The 19,048-nt window shown below is 60.9% G+C and carries 14 protein-coding genes, 3 tRNA genes and 1 pseudogene; 13 read left to right on the plus strand and 5 right to left on the minus strand.

From position 1 onward, the window contains the following. Positions 1–381: 381 nt before the first annotated feature. Entirely contained in the window at positions 382–1,077 is a 696-nt protein-coding gene (locus DQW91_RS13025) for an outer membrane protein (protein ID WP_112664147.1), read from the plus strand. A 119-nt stretch (positions 1,078–1,196) separates the two neighbouring features. Here DQW91_RS13025 and DQW91_RS13030 read toward each other — a convergent pair whose 3' ends face one another. Further along, the gene (locus tag DQW91_RS13030) at positions 1,197–1,817 is read right to left on the minus strand and encodes a LysE family translocator (protein WP_112664080.1); all 621 of its coding nucleotides are present in this window, start codon (positions 1,815–1,817) and stop codon (positions 1,197–1,199) included. Positions 1,818–1,937: 120 nt separating this feature from the next. Between DQW91_RS13030 and DQW91_RS13035 the strand changes: the two genes are divergently transcribed. After that, positions 1,938–2,633 carry a helix-turn-helix transcriptional regulator gene (locus tag DQW91_RS13035; protein WP_112664081.1) on the plus strand — a complete coding sequence of 232 codons (696 nt, stop codon included), beginning with the start codon at positions 1,938–1,940 and terminating at the stop codon, positions 2,631–2,633. A gap of 179 nt (positions 2,634–2,812) precedes the next feature. On the opposite strand, the gene glnA is transcribed toward DQW91_RS13035, so the two are convergent. Next, on the minus strand, positions 2,813–4,222 hold the full coding sequence (gene glnA, locus DQW91_RS13040; RefSeq protein ID WP_112664082.1) for a type I glutamate--ammonia ligase: 1,410 nt from the start codon (positions 4,220–4,222) through the stop codon (positions 2,813–2,815). A gap of 65 nt (positions 4,223–4,287) precedes the next feature. Then, a complete protein-coding gene (locus DQW91_RS13045; protein WP_112664083.1) occupies positions 4,288–4,626 on the minus strand; it encodes a P-II family nitrogen regulator in 339 nt (112 codons plus the stop codon). Positions 4,627–4,794: 168 nt separating this feature from the next. Between DQW91_RS13045 and DQW91_RS13050 the strand changes: the two genes are divergently transcribed. Then, positions 4,795–6,294 (plus strand): NAD(P)H-hydrate dehydratase, encoded by a 1,500-nt coding sequence (locus tag DQW91_RS13050; RefSeq protein WP_245411022.1) that lies wholly within the window; start codon positions 4,795–4,797, stop codon positions 6,292–6,294. A gap of 34 nt (positions 6,295–6,328) precedes the next feature. On the opposite strand, the gene DQW91_RS13055 is transcribed toward DQW91_RS13050, so the two are convergent. Further along, the gene (locus tag DQW91_RS13055) at positions 6,329–6,727 is read right to left on the minus strand and encodes a DUF1801 domain-containing protein (protein ID WP_112664085.1); all 399 of its coding nucleotides are present in this window, start codon (positions 6,725–6,727) and stop codon (positions 6,329–6,331) included. 99 nt (positions 6,728–6,826) lie between these two features. After that, entirely contained in the window at positions 6,827–8,218 is a 1,392-nt protein-coding gene (locus tag DQW91_RS13060; RefSeq protein ID WP_112664148.1) for a multicopper oxidase family protein, read from the minus strand. Between the two features lie 177 nt (positions 8,219–8,395). On the opposite strand from DQW91_RS13060, the gene DQW91_RS13065 reads away from it, so the two are divergent. The 10 genes and pseudogenes from DQW91_RS13065 (at position 8,396) to DQW91_RS13105 (ending at position 18,733) form a co-directional block, all read left to right on the plus strand. Next, positions 8,396–8,480: transfer RNA gene (locus tag DQW91_RS13065), tRNA-Leu, on the plus strand. Positions 8,481–8,595: 115 nt separating this feature from the next. Further along, positions 8,596–10,002, plus strand: a complete 1,407-nt coding sequence (gene tig, locus DQW91_RS13070; RefSeq protein WP_112664086.1) for a trigger factor — start codon at positions 8,596–8,598, stop codon at positions 10,000–10,002. A gap of 80 nt (positions 10,003–10,082) precedes the next feature. Further along, positions 10,083–10,715, plus strand: a complete 633-nt coding sequence (locus DQW91_RS13075; RefSeq protein WP_112664087.1) for an ATP-dependent Clp protease proteolytic subunit — start codon at positions 10,083–10,085, stop codon at positions 10,713–10,715. 334 nt (positions 10,716–11,049) lie between these two features. Beyond that, positions 11,050–12,318 (plus strand): ATP-dependent Clp protease ATP-binding subunit ClpX, encoded by a 1,269-nt coding sequence (gene clpX / locus DQW91_RS13080; protein WP_112664088.1) that lies wholly within the window; start codon positions 11,050–11,052, stop codon positions 12,316–12,318. 210 nt (positions 12,319–12,528) lie between these two features. Next, positions 12,529–14,952 (plus strand): endopeptidase La, encoded by a 2,424-nt coding sequence (gene lon, locus DQW91_RS13085; RefSeq protein WP_112664089.1) that lies wholly within the window; start codon positions 12,529–12,531, stop codon positions 14,950–14,952. A gap of 171 nt (positions 14,953–15,123) precedes the next feature. After that, a pseudogene (locus tag DQW91_RS13090) lies at positions 15,124–15,432 on the plus strand (HU family DNA-binding protein); the annotation flags it as partial. Between the two features lie 127 nt (positions 15,433–15,559). Beyond that, positions 15,560–15,635, plus strand: a tRNA-Val gene (locus tag DQW91_RS13095). 162 nt (positions 15,636–15,797) lie between these two features. Next, positions 15,798–15,932, plus strand: a complete 135-nt coding sequence (locus DQW91_RS17240) for a hypothetical protein (protein ID WP_281024034.1) — start codon at positions 15,798–15,800, stop codon at positions 15,930–15,932. A gap of 1,174 nt (positions 15,933–17,106) precedes the next feature. Beyond that, positions 17,107–18,336, plus strand: a complete 1,230-nt coding sequence (locus DQW91_RS13100) for an acyltransferase family protein (protein WP_112664091.1) — start codon at positions 17,107–17,109, stop codon at positions 18,334–18,336. A gap of 320 nt (positions 18,337–18,656) precedes the next feature. Beyond that, a tRNA-Asp gene (locus DQW91_RS13105) sits at positions 18,657–18,733 on the plus strand. The last annotated feature ends 315 nt before the right edge of the window (positions 18,734–19,048 follow it).

Here is a 19,048-nt window from a genome sequence, read left to right on the forward strand (position 1 = left end):
GCCCTTTCCTTCTCGTCAATCAGAACGTCCCCGCTGCGTCGCCGAGGCGATCGCTACAGTGATTGTGGACACGCCGATCGTTATGGCCACGCCATAATTCAAGTGCCTCCAGTTATGGTCAAATATTCGTTACGCGCATAACGCAGCGTTATTGTTGCCGTAACAATTATTTAAGCGTTTGAAAAATATAGGAAATTTAATTTTTCGGCCGAGCTGTCGCCACTTTTTGTTCCGAGGCGTCAATTAAAAAGCCTGTCGCTCAATAGCCTGATATGTGGCGAGACATCGCTTCAAATATGGCTGTTGCATGAAAGTGACAGACCTTTAAGGCGAAGTCGGATAAAGACACTCTCGGACTTAGACACAATCATGGGTCACAAAATGAAAAAGATTCTCCTCTCCTCCGTTGCTCTTCTCGGCCTCGCCACTGGCGCTCTCGCTGCCGATCTTCCCACCCGTAAGCCTGCCCCGATCGTTCCGGTTGTCCCGGCCTTCACCTGGACCGGCTTCTACCTCGGCGTGAACGCTGGTTACGGCTGGAACTCGAACAACGACAGCGTGTTCGTTCCGGGCATCGGCTTCGTCAGCAACGACAGCAACGGCGGCTTTGTCGGCGGTGCTCAGATCGGCTACAACTACCAGATCGGCCAGTTCGTCGTCGGTGTTGAGACGGACATCCAGTACGCTGACCTCGGTGGCGACAACAACCTCCCGCTGTTCGCGAACAACGTGATCGGCTTCCGTAACAACAACGGCAGCGACAACTACTTCGGCACTGTCCGCGCTCGCGCTGGTGTCGCCTTCGATCGCGCTCTCATCTACGTGACCGGCGGTTTCGCTTACGGCGACGTGGCTGGCAACAGCTTCAGCAGCAGCTCGAACGGCGGCTGGACGGTCGGCGGTGGCGTCGAGTACGCCTTCACCAACAACCTGACGGCGAAGATCGAAGGTCTCTACGTGAACCTCGATCGCGGCAACAACAGCCTGCTGGTCAACAACATTGCTCTGGGCAACAGCAGCAACACCGAGTTCGGCGTTGTTCGCGCTGGCCTGAACTACAAGTTCAACAGCTACTAAGAACTTTCGCTTCGGCGATCGGAAAGGCCCGGTGGAAACACCGGGCCTTTTTTGCTTTTTGCTCGTGATAATCTCCACATGGGATAAGCTCCACATGGCTTCATCGACTGATGTCGTGATCACCTCAGAACGGTTATTGCGGCGATAGCGATGAAGAGGAGGCCTGCAGCGCGCCCGATCAGCATGGTCGTGCGAGGCCGGGAGACAAGGAAGCGTCTGCTCGATCCCGCGGCGAGAGCCAGGCCTCCATAGACGCCAAACTGCATCAGCACCGTCAACAAGCCCATGACCAGCGCCTGCGTCCAGATCGTCCCGTATTGCGGCAGCATGAATTGCGGGTAGACAGCCAGGACGAAGAGATAGGCCTTGGGGTTGAGAAGGCAGGTGACGGCCCCTTGCCGGAAGGCCACCCATAGCGAGCGCGCCTTCGCCGCGCCGACCGTTTCGACGGTAATGGAGCTGCGCAGAAGCGTGAAGCCGATCCACGCCATGTAGGCCGCGCCGATGAAGAGCAGGGCCGTGAAGGCGGAAGGCGCGAGGCGATACAGCAGGCCGACGCCGAGAGCCCCGAAGAGCGTATGGGCCGCCCCGCCGAACATGATCCCTGCCGTCGCGGCAAAGCCTGAGCGGCGTCCTCCCGTCAGCGAATTCGCCAGGACGAAGAGCATGTCCATGCCGGGGACGATGATGATCCCGAACAGCAGGATCGTGAAAAGCCAGAGATTTTCGCCGTAACTCATGTCAGTATCTCGGTTCTGTGAAAAGCGCCTGATATATTAAGTAGCGGAAATAAAAGGCTATTGGATCTGACCTGACAGTCTGCAAGTGACAACGTTGTGTCAGTTGCGAGGGAGCGGAACATGCGCAAGGCCTCACGGCTGTTCGAGATCATCCAGACGCTCAGGCTGGCCGATGCGCCGGTCACGGCCGCGCAGATCGCGGCCAGCCTCGATGTCACGCCGCGTTCGATCTATCGCGACATTGCCGCGCTGCAGGCCATGCAGGTGCCGATTCAGGGCGGGCGCGGGATCGGCTATCGGCTCAAGGCCGGATTCGATCTTCCGCCGCTCATGTTCTCCATCGAGGAGACGGAAGCTATCGTCCTCGCGCTCGCTCTTCTCGACCGAACGGGAGATGCCGGCCTCAAGGCGGCCGCGAAGCGGGTGAACCAGAAAGTCGCCGCCGCGATGCCGCCGCCTCTGCGGCATTCGCTCGGCACGAAGGCTCTTCACGCATGGGGCGCGATCGCTCCCACGCCGGATGGGGTCGATCTTGCGATGGTCCGGAGCGCCATTCGCGACGAGCGCAAGATCGAGATCGATTATCGCGACGAAAAGGGGAGCGGGACTCAGCGGACGATCCGCCCCATCGCACTCATCTACTATTCGGAGGCTGCGAACATCGTCGCCTGGTGCGAGCTTCGCGATGCCCTGCGCAACTTCCGCACGGACCGCGTGACCGCAAGCCGCCTGACGGACGCATTCTTCAAAGGCGAGGGCGATGTGCTTCGGAATAGATGGATCGCGGGGTGGGGCTCGGGAACGCCCGCGCGCTGACCGTCATCGCACAGCGCTTTGCGGCGCGTGTATCCGGGCCCCATTCCTGCCACGCGGGATTGCATCGCGCTGCAGGAGATGATGAACGACGATTGGCGCAACCAACAAAAAAGCCGGAGCCATGAAGGCTCCGGCTAGGAGGCTGCGGGTCTCGCAGCCGGGAGGAAACCAAGTCCCGCTTAGCAGGAATAGTACATCTGGAATTCGACCGGGTGAGGCGTCATTTCGAAGCGGGCGACCTCGGTCATCTTCAGCTCGATGTAGCTGTCGATGAAGTCGTCGTTGAACACGCCGCCGGCCTTGAGGAATGCGCGGTCCTTGTCGAGAGACGCAAGAGCTTCACGCAGCGAGCCGCAGACGGTCGGGATCTTCTTCAGCTCCTTCGGCGGCAGATCGTAGAGATCCTTGTCCATCGCCGCGCCGGGATCGATCTTGTTCTGGATGCCGTCGAGGCCGGCCATCAACAGGGCGGCGAAAGCGAGATAGGGGTTCGCAGCCGGATCGGGGAAGCGAACCTCGACGCGCTTGGCCTTCGGCGAAGTCGTCCACGGAATGCGGCAGGAAGCCGAACGGTTACGGGCCGAGTAGGCGAGCAGAACCGGAGCCTCGTAACCCGGAACGAGACGCTTGTAGGAGTTCGTCGACGGGTTCGTGAAGGCGTTCAGCGCCTTGGCGTGCTTGATGATGCCGCCGATGTAGTAGAGGCATTCCTGGCTGAGATCGGCATACTTGTTGCCCGCGAAGAGGGGCTTGCCGCCCTTCCAGATCGACTGGTGCACGTGCATGCCCGAGCCGTTGTCGCCGAAGACGGGCTTGGGCATGAAGGTCGCGGTCTTGCCGTAGGACTGCGCCACGTTGTGGATGCAGTACTTGTAGACCTGCATCAGATCGGCGGTGCGCAGCAGCGTGTCGAACTTCATGCCGAGTTCGTGCTGGGCGGAAGCCACCTCGTGGTGGTGCTTTTCGACCGCGACGCCCATCGAAGCCATGGCCGCGAGCATCTCGCCGCGCATGTCCTGAGCGGAGTCGAGCGGGGGAACCGGGAAGTAGCCGCCCTTCATCGGAATGCGGTGACCGAGGTTGCCGCCCTCATAATCCGTGTCGCCGTTGGTCGGCAGTTCGGTGGAGTCGAGCTTGAAGCCGGTGTTGTATGGGTCGGCCATGAACTTCACGTCGTCGAACACGAAGAACTCGGCCTCGGGGCCGACATAGACCGTGTCGCCGATGCCGGTCGACTGGAGATAGGCCTCGGCCTTCTTGGCGATGCCGCGCGGGTCGCGGTTATAGGGTTCGCCCGTGGCTGGCTCGAGAATGTCGCAGACGATGGAGAGCGTCGAGGCCGAGAAGAAGGGGTCGAGCGTCGCGGTCGCCGGATCGGGCATGAGGGTCATGTCCGACTCGTTGATCGCCTTCCAGCCGGCGATGGAAGAACCGTCGAACATGATGCCATCGGCGAACAGATCCTCGTCGACGATGGAGACGTCGAACGTCACATGCTGCCACTTGCCGCGCGGGTCCGTGAAACGGAAATCGACATACTTGATGTCGTTGTCTTTAATCGCCTTCAGCACGTCCTTGGCGGTCTTCATGATTGCGTGGTCCTTCTACCCTTGAGAGTTCCTCGGCACTGCCTGCCGCGGTTTGTTGAGGCGGATCAGATCGCGTCGGATCCGGTTTCGCCCGTCCGAATGCGAATGGCTTCTTCCACACTCGATACGAAAATCTTGCCGTCGCCGATGCGGCCGGTCTGGGCGGCCTTGCGGATGGCCTCGACGGCCCCCTCGACGAGGTCATCGGAGAGAACGATTTCCAGCTTCACCTTGGGCAGAAAGTCGACGACGTATTCCGCGCCGCGGTAGAGTTCGGTGTGGCCCTTCTGGCGGCCAAAGCCCTTGGCTTCGATGACCGTGATGCCCTGGAGGCCGACCTCCTGGAGGGCTTCCTTCACCTCGTCCAGCTTGAAAGGCTTAATGATGGCTTCGATCTTTTTCATGGTCGATGGGTTGCCTTCATCTCGAGCTATTGCCGCTCTTAACATCAAAGAACGGTCCTGTTCCACGCGACCCTGCTTCTAAAGATGCAGGACTTGCATATCTCGCGGGCACATCATGACTAAAGTTTGTGCATATGCAATTTCGGGCATCGCTTCCCTGGAAAACTCATGCATTTTCAAGGGATGTGGGAAAAAGAACTTCTCCTGAGCGCCGAGGAGACGAGGCGGGCCGATGCTGGTGCCATCGAGGGCGGAACGCCGGGCATCGAACTCATGGCCCGGGCCGGCCGCGCGGTGGCCGATGCTGCCGTGAAGATGGTTCCGGCCGGGGCGCGCATTCTCGTGCTCGCGGGGCCGGGGCAGAACGGCGGTGACGGCTTCGTGGTGGCGACCCGCGTGGCCAATGCGGGCTTTGACGTCACGCTTGCCCTGCTCGGGGAGAGGGAGCGCCTTCGGGGCGATGCCGCCATTGCCGCGACCCGGTGGGACGGGACGACGATCCCCGCCGAGGATGCGCCTTTCACGGATGCGGACCTGATCGTAGACGCCCTGTTCGGCACCGGGCTCTCGCGGGGTCTTGAAGGGATTGCCCACACCGTGATCGAGCGTGTGAACGCCGCCCGGCGTCCGGTGCTGGCGGTCGATCTTCCTTCCGGCATCGATGCGGATACGGGCCTGCCTCATGGAATTGCCGTGCGCGCCACGCGGACCGTGACCATCGGCACCCGCAAGCCCGGCCTTCTTCTCCTGCCGGGGCGGGATTATGCCGGTGTGGTGGAGGTCGCCGATATCGGAACCGGCGCGGAGATCGCGGCCTCCCATGCCAAGACCTTCGCCAATCATCCGCCGCTCTGGTTTACCGGGTTTCCGAAGCCGGCCCATGCCTCGCATAAATATGACCGGGGCCACGCCCTTGTCGTCTCCGGCGGCGCGGTGCGGACGGGCGCAGCGCGGATGGCCGCGCGGGCGGCGTTGCGGATCGGGGCCGGGCTCGTCACCCTGGCCTCGCCGCCGGAGGCCCTTGGGGTCAACGCGGCGCACCTGACGGCCATCATGCTGCGCGGGTGCGACGGCCCGGAGGGGCTGGCCGAGATCCTAAAGGATCATCGCTTCAACGCTCTCGTCATGGGGCCGGCGCTTGGCGTCCATGCGGGCACGCGCGCGATGGTGATGGTGGCGCTTCAGGCCCGCCGTAGCCTCGTGCTCGATGCCGATGCGCTGACGTCTTTCGAAGGGCTGGTCACCGAACTCCACCAGGCCTTCCGCTCCGCCCCGACCGTCATCACCCCGCATTCGGGCGAATTCGCGCGGCTGTTTTCTGGCCATCCGGATATTCTCGATCCGCCCTCCAAGCTGGAGCGGGTGCGGCGCGCGGCGGCGTATCTTGGCGCGGTGGTGGTGCACAAAGGCGCGGATACGGTCATCGCCGCCCCGGACGGGCGCGCGGCCATCAACGAGAACGCCACGCCCTACCTCGCTACCGCCGGCTCCGGCGATTCTCTGTGCGGAATGATCGCGGGGCTCATGGCTCAGGGCATGCCTGCTTTTGAGGCCGCCTGCGCGGGTGTGTGGATCCACGCGGAGGCGGGCGCGTCCTTCGGGCCGGGGCTAATTGCGGAGGACTTGCCGGAACAGGTGCCGGGGGTGTTGCGGAAGCTGTTGGGGTAGGGGCCGCGCGCTTTTTCGCGCACGATACTTGAGATCAGCGTTTGGTTTTGGACTTGTTCAAAGCCACTGCGGTGCGAACGAGGTCCTTCAATGCTTCTTCGTTTATCTTCTCGCCTTCGCGGAAATCGATGGCGCGCCTCGTATTCCCATCAAGGCTGGAGTTGAAGAGGCCCGAAGGATCCTTCAGGGATGCTCCTTTGGCGAAGGTCATCTTCACGATGCTCTTGTAAGTCTCGCCGGTGCAGATCAATCCGTCGTGCGACCACACCGGAATCCCTCTCCACTTCCATTCTTCGACGATTTCGGGATCGGCTTGTTTGATCAAGCTCCGGAGACGGCCGAGCATTTCGCCCCGCCAGTCGCCCAACTCCTTGATTCTCGCATCTATCAGCTGAGAAGGAGATTTTTCGTCCAGCGCTGCGCTATTTGTCATGTCCGCTTCCTCTCCTGTCGTTGGGCGTGCCGCCGTCTCGGGGTCTCGAGTGCGCCGAGAGGTATCAGTTTCACGCCGTGAAGAAGCATGAGGCTTCTCTCACCCCACCTCAATCCACGTCCACAACCCGGCATCGAACCGCTCCATCACGGTCGAGGCCAGCAGCCATTTGCCGGGGTTGTCGGCGATGAAGGCGATGCGGATGGTTCGGTTTTCCGGCACCTGCACCGTATCCAGCCAGTAAGGCTCCCAGCCGTCGTCGAGGGCGTGGAGGAGGCGGAAGACGTGGCCGTGGAGGTGGAAGGGCTGCGTGAGTGGCGTGTTGTTCGTCAGGGTAAGGACGACGGGCGCGCCACGTCTGACTTTCGCCAGAGGGGGCATGCCCACCGTTCCGGCCTTGCCGTTGATGGTCCAGCGGGCGGACGTCCCGGCCTCGCGGGCTTCAATCGTCACATCCTTGCGGATAGCGTTCTGAAGCTTGATCTCGGTCGGGAGATTTTTGTTTTCCGGCAAAGGGGTTAACGGAGGAAGCTCAGAGCGTTTCTCGCCAACGGTGGTGAATTGGACGAGGGCCATTCCATCCCCGATCTGGGCGATGACCGAGCCGGTGGCGCCGGCCTCCGTGGGAAGATCCAGCATCACGTCGTAGCGGGTGCCGGGCGGGAACGGCAGGGAGGCTCTCAAGGGCTCGAAGGTGTCGGTCGGCTGGCCGTCGATGGCGATCACGTAGGGTTTCAACTGGTCGAAGCGCAGCCGCATGGTGCGGGCGTTGCAGGCATTGGCGAGGCGCAGGCGGATACGGCTTCCCGGCGCGGCTTCGATTTTCAGCGGGACAGTTTGGCGGTTGACGGTGAGGAGATTGCCGAGGCGGCCCGAGACCGAGGCTTCCGCCGCAGGTTCGAAGGCCGCGAGCGTGCCGTCGTCGGCCAGCTTCCAGTCGTCGATCAGGAGGGCGATGTCCCGGTCCGCGTGCGGTGGCACTTTTTCCTCGACTATGAGGAGGCCGGTCAGTCCGCGTTCCGCCGGTTCGGCGCTTCCTCCGATGATGCAAGGGCGGATCAGAAACGTCCCCGGGTCCGGCGGGGTCATGCAATAGGAGAAATCCTCGCCTGAAAGGATCGGCTCCTGCGTGAGGCCGCCGACGCCGTCCATAGCGTTCTCCCCCCGGACGCCATGCCAATGGAGGGAGAGCGGCTTGGGGGTACGGTTTTGCAGTTTGAGGCAGAATTCTTCGCCTGCTGTGATTTTCAGGACCCCGGGACTGAAATCGCCCGGCTGAAACCACAATTCGGCTTCCCTCCGCGAGTCGGGCTTGAGGCGGGAAGGGGTGGGGGTCGCAAGCCAGATCCACACCGCGTCGCCTGTCGGGCGAGGCTTATCTTCTTTCTTAGATTGCGACGCTAGTGCATTGTTTTTGAGTGAAAAAGCGCTGATTGCCAATCCCGCCCCAAACAGGCGCCGCGTCGGCTGGAATGGATGGTGACGGGGCATCACTGCGTTCCTTTCAAGGGATTGCGCCAAGAGGCTGCCCGCAGCCTTCGGGGCCAGATAGCCCACCCGGTAGCCCACGCCAGCGGGGATCGCGAACTTTTTTGATGCGTCGGCTTGCAAAGATGCTATAGAGCCGCGTCCCGGACGAGGGTGGTGCTTCGTGCGCCGCCTTTCCGCGCGGGCGTGGCGGAATTGGTAGACGCACTGGATTTAGGTTCCAGCGGCGAAAGTCGTGGGGGTTCGAGTCCCTCCGCCCGCACCAATCTCGCCAAGGGTTGGTATCCGGATGGTTTCTCTGGATCGGGGTGTGGGCGTGCCGCCGTCCCGTCCGGAGCCTGGGATGACATTTTTTCAAGTGAGCGAAGGCAGTTAACATCATGCAGGTGACGGAAACTCTGTCCCAGGGCCTGAAGAGAGAATTCAAGGTCGTGCTTCCGGTGGCTGAACTGGAGCAGCGTCTCAGCAGCGAGCTGGAGAACATCAAGGGTCGCGTGCGGATCGACGGGTTCCGCCCCGGCAAGGTGCCGCTGGCGCACCTTCGCCGTGTGTATGGCCGCTCGGTCATGGGCGACGTGGTGCAGAACGCCGTCAACGAGGCGAACCGCAAGATCGTCGAGGACAACAAGCTCAAGCTCGCCTTCGAGCCGCAGGTCGTCTTCCCGGAAGACAAGGCCGAGATCGAGAACATCATGAGCGCCAAGGGTGACCTGGCTTTCACGGTGGCTATCGAAGTTCTTCCGACCTTTGAGATCGCCGACATTTCCGGCGTGACGGTCAAGAAGCCGGTCACCAAGGTGACCGATGAGGAGATCAACGAATCGCTGACCCGCATGGCGAAGCAGAACGCCACCTTCGAAACCAAGAAGGGCAAGGCTGCCGCAGGCGACCGCGTGGTGACCGATTTCGTCGGCCGCATCGACGGCGAGGAGTTCCAGGGCGGCAAGGGCGAGGACGTCCGCGTCGAGCTCGGCTCCAACACCTTCATCCCCGGCTTCGAGGATCAGCTCATCGGCCTCAAGGCCGGCGACACCAAGCTGGTGAAGGTCGCGTTCCCCGTGAACTACATGGCCGCCCACCTGGCCGGTAAGGACGCGGAATTCGACGTCACCGTGAAGGAGGTCGAGGCTCCCGGCGAGTTGAAGATCGATGACGAGCTCGCCAAGGGCTTCGGCATGGAATCCCTCGACAAGCTGAAGGAAGCCATCTCGAGCGCCATCCAGCGCGATTTCGACGCCCAGTCCCGCCGCAAGGTGAAGAAGGACCTGCTCGACGCGCTCGACGGCAAGTACAGCTTCGAGCTGCCCCAGGGCCTCGTGGAGCAGGAATTCAACGCGATCTGGGCTCAGGTCGACGGCGAGATGAAGGCCAACAAGCGCACCTTCGCCGACGAAGAGACCACCGAGGAGGAGGCCAAGGCCGATTATCGCAAGATCGCCGAGCGCCGCGTGCGCCTTGGCCTGGTCCTTGCGCAGATCGGTGAGAAGGCCGATATCAAGATCGCCGACGACGAGGTCACCCAGGCGCTCATCGAGCGGGTGCGTCAGTATCCCGGCCAGGAAAAGCAGGTGTGGGAATTCTACCAGAAGAATCCCCAGGCACTGGCTGAGATCCGTGCCCCGCTGTTCGAAGAGAAGGTGGTCGACCACCTCCTTTCTCAGGTAAAGGTGGTGGACGAATCCGTGTCTAAGGACGAGCTGTTCGCCGACGAGGAGTCCGAAGAGGGCGAGTCGAAGGGGAAGGGCAAATCCACCAAGGGCGGAAAAAAGGCCAGCAAGAGCGAGTAACTGCCCGTTAAGGCGTCTCGCTGTTTGCATCTAATCTTTCGGCTGCGCATCCGCGCAGCCGACTCAGGAGCAGTGAGACGATGAGAGATCCGATAGAGGTCTATAACAGCACGCTCGTGCCGATGGTGGTCGAGCAGTCGAACCGGGGCGAGCGTGCATTCGATATCTACTCGCGCCTTTTGCGTGAGCGGATTATTTTCCTTACGGGTCCGGTCGAAGACTATTCGGCCTCGCTGATCGTGGCGCAGCTTCTGTTCCTCGAGGCTGAGAACCCGAAGAAGGAAATCTCCTTCTACATCAACTCGCCCGGCGGCGTCGTGACCTCGGGCCTGTCGATCTACGACACCATGCAATTCATCCGTTGCCCGGTTTCGACGCTTTGCGTCGGCCAGGCCGCCTCAATGGGCTCGCTGCTGCTCTGCGCCGGCGAGAAGGACATGCGCTTTGCGCTGCCGAACGCCCGAATCATGGTTCACCAGCCCTCCGGCGGTTACCAGGGGCAGGTGACGGACATCATGATCCACGCCCGCGAGAGCGAAGCCCTCAAGCGCCGTCTCAACGAGATTTACGTGACCCACACCGGCAAGGACATCGAGGCGGTGGAGCGGGCGCTGGAGCGCGACAACTTCATGACCGCCGATGCAGCCAAGGAATTCGGCATCATCGACCAGGTCATCGCCAAGCGGCCTGAGCCGGCCGCGCCGACGACCTAAAGGGGGCGGGGCCGGCGAAGCGGGGACGCCTCGCCGGTGGCCCACGCGAGGTTCAAGGATTCGGGCCGGGTCGTCTCTGCCTCTCGCAGACGATGTCCGGTCCGAATTATCCCGAATAACTGGGGATAAGGGTGGGCCCGGTGCGTCTTTTTAGCGTCAGGCCCCGTTTCTATTGATCGCGCGCAATTCGCGTGTTTGCATAGGGATTCGAGAAGCAACGCAAATGTGAGGCCTCGAATCGGCATCGGAACCTTTCATTAGCTTCGATGCTCCTACATTTAAGAGGTGCACGGTCGGCTAAGTTTCGTCCGGGCACTGATTGGAGATGTGATAAATGAGCAAGGCTGGCGGCAACGACTCCAAGAGCACGCTTTACTGCTCCTTCTGCGGCAAGAGCCAGCATGAGGTCCGTAAGCTGATCGCTGGCCCGACGGTGTTCATTTGCGATGAATGCGTCGAGCTTTGCATGGACATCATCCGCGAGGAATCGAAATCCTCGCTCGTGAAATCCCGGGACGGCGTGCCGACCCCGAAGGAAATCAGCCGCGTTCTGGACGATTACGTGATCGGCCAGGAATACGCGAAGAAGGTTCTCTCGGTCGCGGTCCACAACCACTACAAGCGCCTCGCCCACGCGACGAAGCACAACGACGTCGAGTTGGCGAAGTCCAACATCCTGCTGATTGGGCCGACCGGTTCGGGCAAGACCCTGCTCGCGCAGACCCTTGCCCGCATCCTCGATGTGCCCTTCACGATGGCTGACGCCACGACCCTCACCGAGGCGGGCTATGTGGGCGAGGATGTCGAAAATATCATCCTGAAGCTGCTCCAGGCCTCCGACTACAACGTCGAGCGGGCGCAGCGCGGCATCGTCTACATCGACGAGATCGACAAGATCTCCCGCAAGTCCGACAACCCCTCGATCACGCGGGACGTGTCGGGCGAGGGCGTGCAGCAGGCCCTGTTGAAGATCATGGAAGGCACCGTCGCGTCCGTGCCGCCGCAAGGGGGCCGCAAGCACCCGCAGCAGGAATTCCTGCAGGTGGATACGACGAATATCCTCTTCATCTGCGGCGGCGCGTTCGCCGGGCTGGAGCGGATCATCTCCGGACGCGGGAAGGGCACCTCCATCGGCTTCGGCGCTTCGGTGCAGGCGCCGGATGATCGCCGCACGGGCGAGATCTTCCGTGAGGTGGAGCCCGAGGATCTCTTGAAGTTCGGCCTCATCCCCGAATTCGTCGGCCGCCTGCCAGTTCTGGCGACCCTCGAGGATCTTGATGAGGAAGCGCTGAAGAAGATTCTGCAGGAGCCCAAGAACGCCCTGGTCAAGCAGTATCAACGTCTCTTCGAGATGGAGAACGTGCAGCTCACCTTCCAGGACGAGGCCCTTTCCCTCATTGCCCGCAAGGCCATCGAGCGCAGAACCGGCGCGCGCGGCCTGCGTTCGATCATGGAGGGCATCCTGCTCGAGACCATGTACGACCTGCCGGGCCTCGACTCGGTGGAGCAGGTGGTCATCGGCCCCGAAGTCGTGGAAGGGAAGGCGAAGCCGCTCTTCATCCACGGCGACCGTGCCGACCAGACGGCGAGTGTCAGCGCCTGACGCCGACATGCGGCAAAGCGTGCCGGACCCAGCCTTGAAAGCCTGGGTTCGACACGCCACTTCATTACTCGCGTGGACATCGTCCGCTCATCCTTCGAGGGATGGTTCCACGTCCGGGCGCAGCCAAATCCCACAGCCTGAGCGCTCCGGTTCCCCGTTCGCAGGCCAGCTCAATCGAGGGGCAGGCGGACGACGTCGAAAGGAAGTCTCATGACACAATCGAAGCCACGCCAGCCGATCGTTCCGGGTTCGACCGGGACATACGCTGTCCTGCCGTTGCGCGATATTGTCGTCTTTCCGCATATGATCGTGCCGCTCTTCGTGGGGCGCGAGAAGTCCATTCGGGCGCTGGAAGAGGTCGTCAAGGCCGACCGCCCGATCCTGCTTGCGACGCAGATCGATGCCACCGACGACGATCCGGCAACGGAGGCGATCTACAAGATCGGCACGCTCGCAAACGTGCTTCAACTCCTGAAGCTGCCCGACGGCACCGTGAAGGTGCTGGTCGAAGGCATGAGCCGCGCGAAGGTGAGCAACTACACCCGCACGGAAGAATTCTACGAAGCCGAGGCCGAAGCTCTCCCCGATGACATGGGAGATCAAATCGAGGCCGAGGCTCTTGCCCGCTCGGTGGTGTCCGAGTTCGAGAACTACGTGAAGCTCAACAAGAAGGTGTCGCCGGAAGTCGTTTCCGCAGTGACCCAGCTCGATGAACCCGCGAAGCTCGCCGACACCATCGCCTCGCACCTCGCCATCAAGATCGCGGACAAGCAGGCTATCCTGGAGACCCCGACGGTCGCCGGTCGTCTCGAGAAGGTTCTCGGCATGATGGAGAGCGAAATCTCCGTCCTGCAGGTCGAGAAGCGGATCCGCACCCGCGTGAAGCGTCAGATGGAGAAGACGCAGCGCGAGTACTATCTCAACGAGCAGATGAAGGCGATCCAGAAGGAGCTCGGCGACGACGAAGGTCGCGACGAGTTGGCCGAGCTGGAAGAAAAGATCCAGAAGACCAAGCTCTCGAAGGAAGCCCGCGAGAAGGCGATGGGCGAGCTGAAGAAGCTGCGCCAGATGTCGCCGATGTCCGCGGAAGCGACCGTCGTGCGCAACTATCTCGACTGGCTGCTCGGCATTCCGTGGAACCGCCGTTCGAAGATGCGCAAGGATCTCAAGGGAGCGCAGGATCTGCTCGATGCGGATCACTACGGTCTCGACAAGGTCAAGGAACGCATCGTCGAGTATCTCGCCGTTCAGCAGCGCGCGAACAAGCTGACGGGCCCGATCCTCTGCCTCGTCGGTCCTCCCGGCGTCGGCAAGACCTCGCTCGGCAAGTCGCTCGCCAAGGCGACGGGGCGCGAGTTCGTGCGCATGTCGCTCGGCGGCGTTCGCGATGAGTCCGAGATCCGCGGTCACCGCCGCACGTATATCGGCTCGATGCCCGGCAAGATCATCCAGTCGATGCGCAAGGCGAAGACGTCCAACCCGCTCATCCTGCTCGATGAGATCGACAAGATGGGCATGGACTTCCGTGGCGATCCGTCGGCGGCTCTGCTCGAGGTTCTCGATCCTGAGCAGAACAACACCTTCAACGATCATTACCTCGAGGTCGACTACGACCTGTCGAACGTGATGTTCGTGACGACCGCCAACACGCTGAACATCCCGGCGCCTCTTCTCGACCGCATGGAAGTGATCCGCATCGCGGGTTACACCGAGGAAGAGAAGGCGGAGATCGCCCGCACGCACCTGATCCCCTCGGCCATGAAGAAGCATGGCCTCGCGGACAAGGAATGGTCGATCACCGACGAGGGTCTCTTGATGCTGATCCGCCGCTACACCCGCGAAGCGGGCGTGCGTAACCTTGAGCGCGAAGTCGCCAACCTGGCCCGCAAGGCCGTGAAGGAGATTTTGCTCAACAAGGTCAAGAAGGTTCAGGTCAGCCCGGACAACATCGCCGAGTTCTTAGGACCGCCGCGCTACCGTTATGGCGAGGTGGAAGCCGAGGACATGGTCGGTGCCGTTACGGGCCTTGCATGGACGGAAGTGGGCGGCGAGTTGCTGACCATCGAAGGCATCATGATGCCCGGCAAGGGCAAGATGACCGTCACCGGCAACCTGCGTGACGTGATGAAGGAATCGATTTCCGCGGCGGCGTCCTACGTTCGCTCGCGCGCCGTCGATTTCGGTGTCGAGCCTCCGCTGTTCGACCGTCGCGACATTCACGTCCACGTGCCGGAAGGCGCGACGCCGAAGGATGGTCCCTCGGCCGGTATCGCGATGGCCACCGCCATCGTCTCCGTCATCACGGGCATTCCGGTCCGCCGGGATATCGCGATGACGGGCGAGGTGACCTTGCGCGGCCGCGTGCTGCCCATCGGCGGGTTGAAGGAGAAGCTTCTGGCGGCCCTCAGGGGCGGCATGAAGAAGGTCCTGATCCCCGAGGAGAACACCAAGGACTTGGTCGATCTCCCGGCCAGTGTGAAGAACGGCCTCGAAATCGTGCCGGTCTCGCGCATGGATCAGGTTCTCGAGCACGCCTTGACCCGCAAGCCTGAACCGATCGAATGGGAGGAGGGAAGCGTGCTTCCGAAGACCTCCGCTGCCGACGACGAATCGGTCGGCGTGATCGCCCATTGATAGTTGCCGTTACGGCATTTTCAGAAAAAGCCCCCGGATGATGAATCCGGGGGCTTCTTTTTGATGTGGACTGTCGAAAAATGGCTCATTCTAGCCGTTTCAGGGGTTGCATGCGGGTTGGCTTTAGGTCACACGGTTCATCCCTGAAGCGGCGGCCAGCATACTCAATCCGAGCTGCCGCGATCATTGGAGGTTAAGGATATGAATAAAGGCGAGCTCGTTGCTGCCGTGGCCGATAAGGTCGGTTTGTCCAAGGGTCAGGCTGGCGAAGCCATCGACGCCGCCATCGAGGCCATCACCGGCGCTCTGAAGAAGGGCGACGAGGTCAAGATCGTTGGTTTCGGCACCTTTGTCGTGACGAACCGCGCCGCTGGCGAAGCGCGCAACCCGCGCACCGGCGAGAAGGTCAAGGTTCCGGCTTCGAAGACCCCGAAGTTCCGCGCTGGCGCGGGCCTGAAGGACGCCGTGAACGGCAAGTAATCTCTTTTTCGATTACGTTTTTGCCTAACGAGGGCCGGCAGCGCTTGCGTTGTCGGTCTTCTCTTTTTATGTCGTAGCATCTTCAACCGCACGATCCGGCGTATGAGCGCTCGGTCGAAAGCGGCGAGGGCGGTTAGCTCAGTTGGTAGAGCATCTCGTTTACACCGAGAGGGTCGGCGGTTCGAGCCCGTCACCGCCCACCATTTCTCAAGCCGGATCCCGGCTCCTCTTCTGAACATTGCACGCGCTCTGCGCGATTGATCGACAAGCCATGCGGCATGCTCCGATGTGTCGCAGTGTAACGATATTAACTTTTCTTTAACCATGCTCCTGTATTGATTTGTTCATAGTGGAGGATTTTTCAGATGTCCGTACTCCTGATCGGCGTTGTTTTCATTTCCTCGACCTGCCTCGTCTCGATCCCCCTCATTCGGATGTGGGGGCTTCCTCCAGATGAGATCCGCACGGGTCATGCGGGGCCTACACTCGCGCCGCGTTGATCGGGCCACACGTCTCTCGAACGCGAAAGCTTTCAACCTGGTCCCCCCAAAGATCGGCCCGCCGCGAGTTTGCCGGGATCGAGCCGCTAAAGCGTTGGGGCGGCCTGTGTCTTCGGGCGCGCGCCCATGCGGATCGTTCTTGCTCGATCGCTGTCTTGTCCTGTGACGTCGCAGCCACTCACGTCATCGCCGACCGCGCACCTCAAGACAGCCCCGATAAACGCTTGGTATCCTCTCCCGCTTCGAAGGCCTGGAGTGTCGGTCTCTCTTGATTCCCGCCCGGATTGGGCCCCGTAGATTCGCATGGAGCCTCATGAAGGCCCGCGTGGCATGTGTTCGATTTCAAGTTCGAGACGAGCCACGCGATGTCGATCCGAGTCATTTCCACGGTGCAACCCACGCAGACGGCTGCGGGCGTTCATGCCGCAGTCGCCAGCTCAGGCGTTTTCTCATGATCGAGACGTTGGGATCTCTCTCGGCCACCGGCGCCGGTGCCAACGGCATTCGCGGGGCGGTGGGAGCCCTGGCCGTGACCGTCGCGGGAAGCGTGTCTGCCGCGAATTATGGGATTTATGCGAGTAGCGGCAGCAATTCGTTACATGTTGCAACCGGAGGCCCCGAGCCCCGGCAAGCTCCGCGCAGCCTTCTAAGGCTAACCATTGCCGCAGAATTCGGTTGCGCTTCGGCGGCAGCTCCGCCAAACAATGTTGCAATGCAACTGAGTTTCGTTAGTCGTATTCTATCCTTTGCGAATCGGAGGCCCTGACGGTGTCCATCTTCCTGGTCGGTGTGGTTTTCGTCTCCAGCGCCTGTCTTGTCTCGATTCCGTTTTTCCGACTCTGGGGCGCCACCTCGGAGGAGGTTCGCGGCGAGAAAGCTGGCCCTTCGCTCGCTCCGTGATGGAAGGCCTTTCTAATGCCGGTTCGATGCGCCGGCAGAAGGGCCTGTTTTCGCCATTTTTCGGCTTACCCTGCCGTGTTCGACAAACAATCGGCAAATTAAATTTCAGAGGCTTGACACTGCTGGAGGGGCGTCCTTAAACGCCTCACACCGCTTGGGCGGTCAGTTGCGCGGGCGTAGCTCAGTTGGTTAGAGTGCCAGCCTGTCACGCCGGAGGTCACGGGTTTGCCCCGCCCACCTTCACCCTCTGAAAAGCAAGCAGTTCTCGCGCATTATGATCGGGATTTCAGCCCCTCAGAAGAACGAATCTCTAGAGGCAATCAGGGGGTTGGCTTCCCTTAATGTGGCACTGTCCCACTACCTTATATCGTTCTTCCCGTTTGTCGGGAATTTCCTCTGGAATGGCCACGATTTCACGACACGACCGGTCACCCAGCGCTACGATTGGGAGGGATTTTTCGGCGCATTCCCCTTCACTCTGCTTTTTAATGGCACCTTTCCGGTTTGCATCTTCTTCGCTCTCAGCGGATATGTTTTGAGCGCATCCTTTATCTACACAGGTCGATATGAGGCCTTAAGGTCCGCTGCCCTCAAGCGTTACCCGAGAATTGTAATTCCCGTATTAGTCTCTGTGCTTGTTACCTGGGCGTTGATTGCATCGGGAGCCATGTCAACCTGGATGGCGCGGTCGATCGGAGCTGCGCCGTGGTTGACGGATATCTACTCGAAGCCCGTACCGCTGCTTTCAGCGATCTGGACGGGGGCGATTGGTGCTCCTCTGCTGGGGGAGGTGTCTATCAATGTTCCCCTTTGGACCATCAAGATCGAGATCATCGCCTCGTTTATGCTCTTTGCAGCTTACGCCCTTGCGGGAAACCGAAGGCCCTATCTCGCCGCTGCATTCTTTATTGCCGGAGTCGTCGCCTTGTTCCCATCCTCGGATATGGCGATTTATTATATGACGTTTTTTGCAGGCAGCCTTGTCCACTACAGCAAGCGATACCTTGGAAGATTGGAAATTGCGGGAGGCATACTTATCGCTTTTGGCATTTTCCTTGGCGCTTTCGATTATTCGCCGCGACTTGAATGGTTTGCCGGCATTGTGCCGTCGATTGGTTGGTTAAACGCCACAAAGATGCAAGTTTCCTATTCGATCGGTGCCTTGTGCCTTCTGGCTGGTGTGGTGACATCCGCGCGTGCTTCAGCTTGGTTGGAAAGGCCGATTCTTGTTTATACGGGAAAAATTTCTTTCGGACTGTACCTCCTCCATTGGCCAATCATTTGTTCGCTTGGCTTTGCCGTCGTCGGGGCGCTTTTGAATTTAGGAGTGTCTTATCCGATAGCGGTGGGCGGCTCTGCTATTGTCACCTTCGCAGCAATATTTACGGCTGCTGCAGCCTTTACACGGTTCGTCGACAGTCCGGCGACAGAGCTGGGCAAGCGATTGGCGAGGCGTCAGGGGGCGACCGCAATCGATGAAGCGCTGGGACAGGCAGTTCGATAGCGCTAGGCCAAGCGGTTCTGTGCGTATTCTCGTCCGGTGAAAGTTAACGGCAGCCAAGGTCGTCGGAAACGAGGCTATGACCGCCCAACTAACACGGCCTCGTGAGATTCGTAGTTCGAGTGACGTGCCGCCTCTGCCGCTTCGCTAGCTAGCTTTCTCAAGTCTCAGGTCGGGTTTCTTTCTCAGGTTGCTCGTTTGCTGCTTTTTCGCCCCTTTTTCATTGCCGCCGTCAACATTCTTCAAATTAAAATCCCGAGGCGCTTGACACCGCCGGGGGGCGCCCTTAAACCCCGCCCCACACCGCTTCGGCGGTCAGTTGCGCGGGCGTAGCTCAGTTGGTTAGAGTGCCGGCCTGTCACGCCGGAGGTCGCGGGTTCGAGCCCCGTCGCCCGCGCCACTCATCAGCAGTTTTGAAAACTGCCACGCGGCCAGAGTCGCCTTGCTCCCAAGATAATTCGTTCATGATTAACCGCTGCTCTTCGTGACAGGGCGAAGCGTTTTTGCCGGAACGCCTGCGGCAGTGAGGCATTCCTGCCGCGCATGGCAGATGTTTTTCTGGCCTTTCAATTGCATTGCCGGAATGCCCCTCTATGCCCCACCCGGGCTTGCAGCCGGGATTTCCAATCCCTTGCCGCTATTCGGCCCGGCTGCAGGCTGGGGCGGTCGTTTTTGGCACTTCAGGAGGGCTGTTCGGGGCTCCGCAGGGGGCAAA

The sequence above is a fragment of the Microvirga flavescens genome (assembly GCF_003290125.1).
Lineage (GTDB): Bacteria > Pseudomonadota > Alphaproteobacteria > Rhizobiales > Beijerinckiaceae > Microvirga > Microvirga flavescens.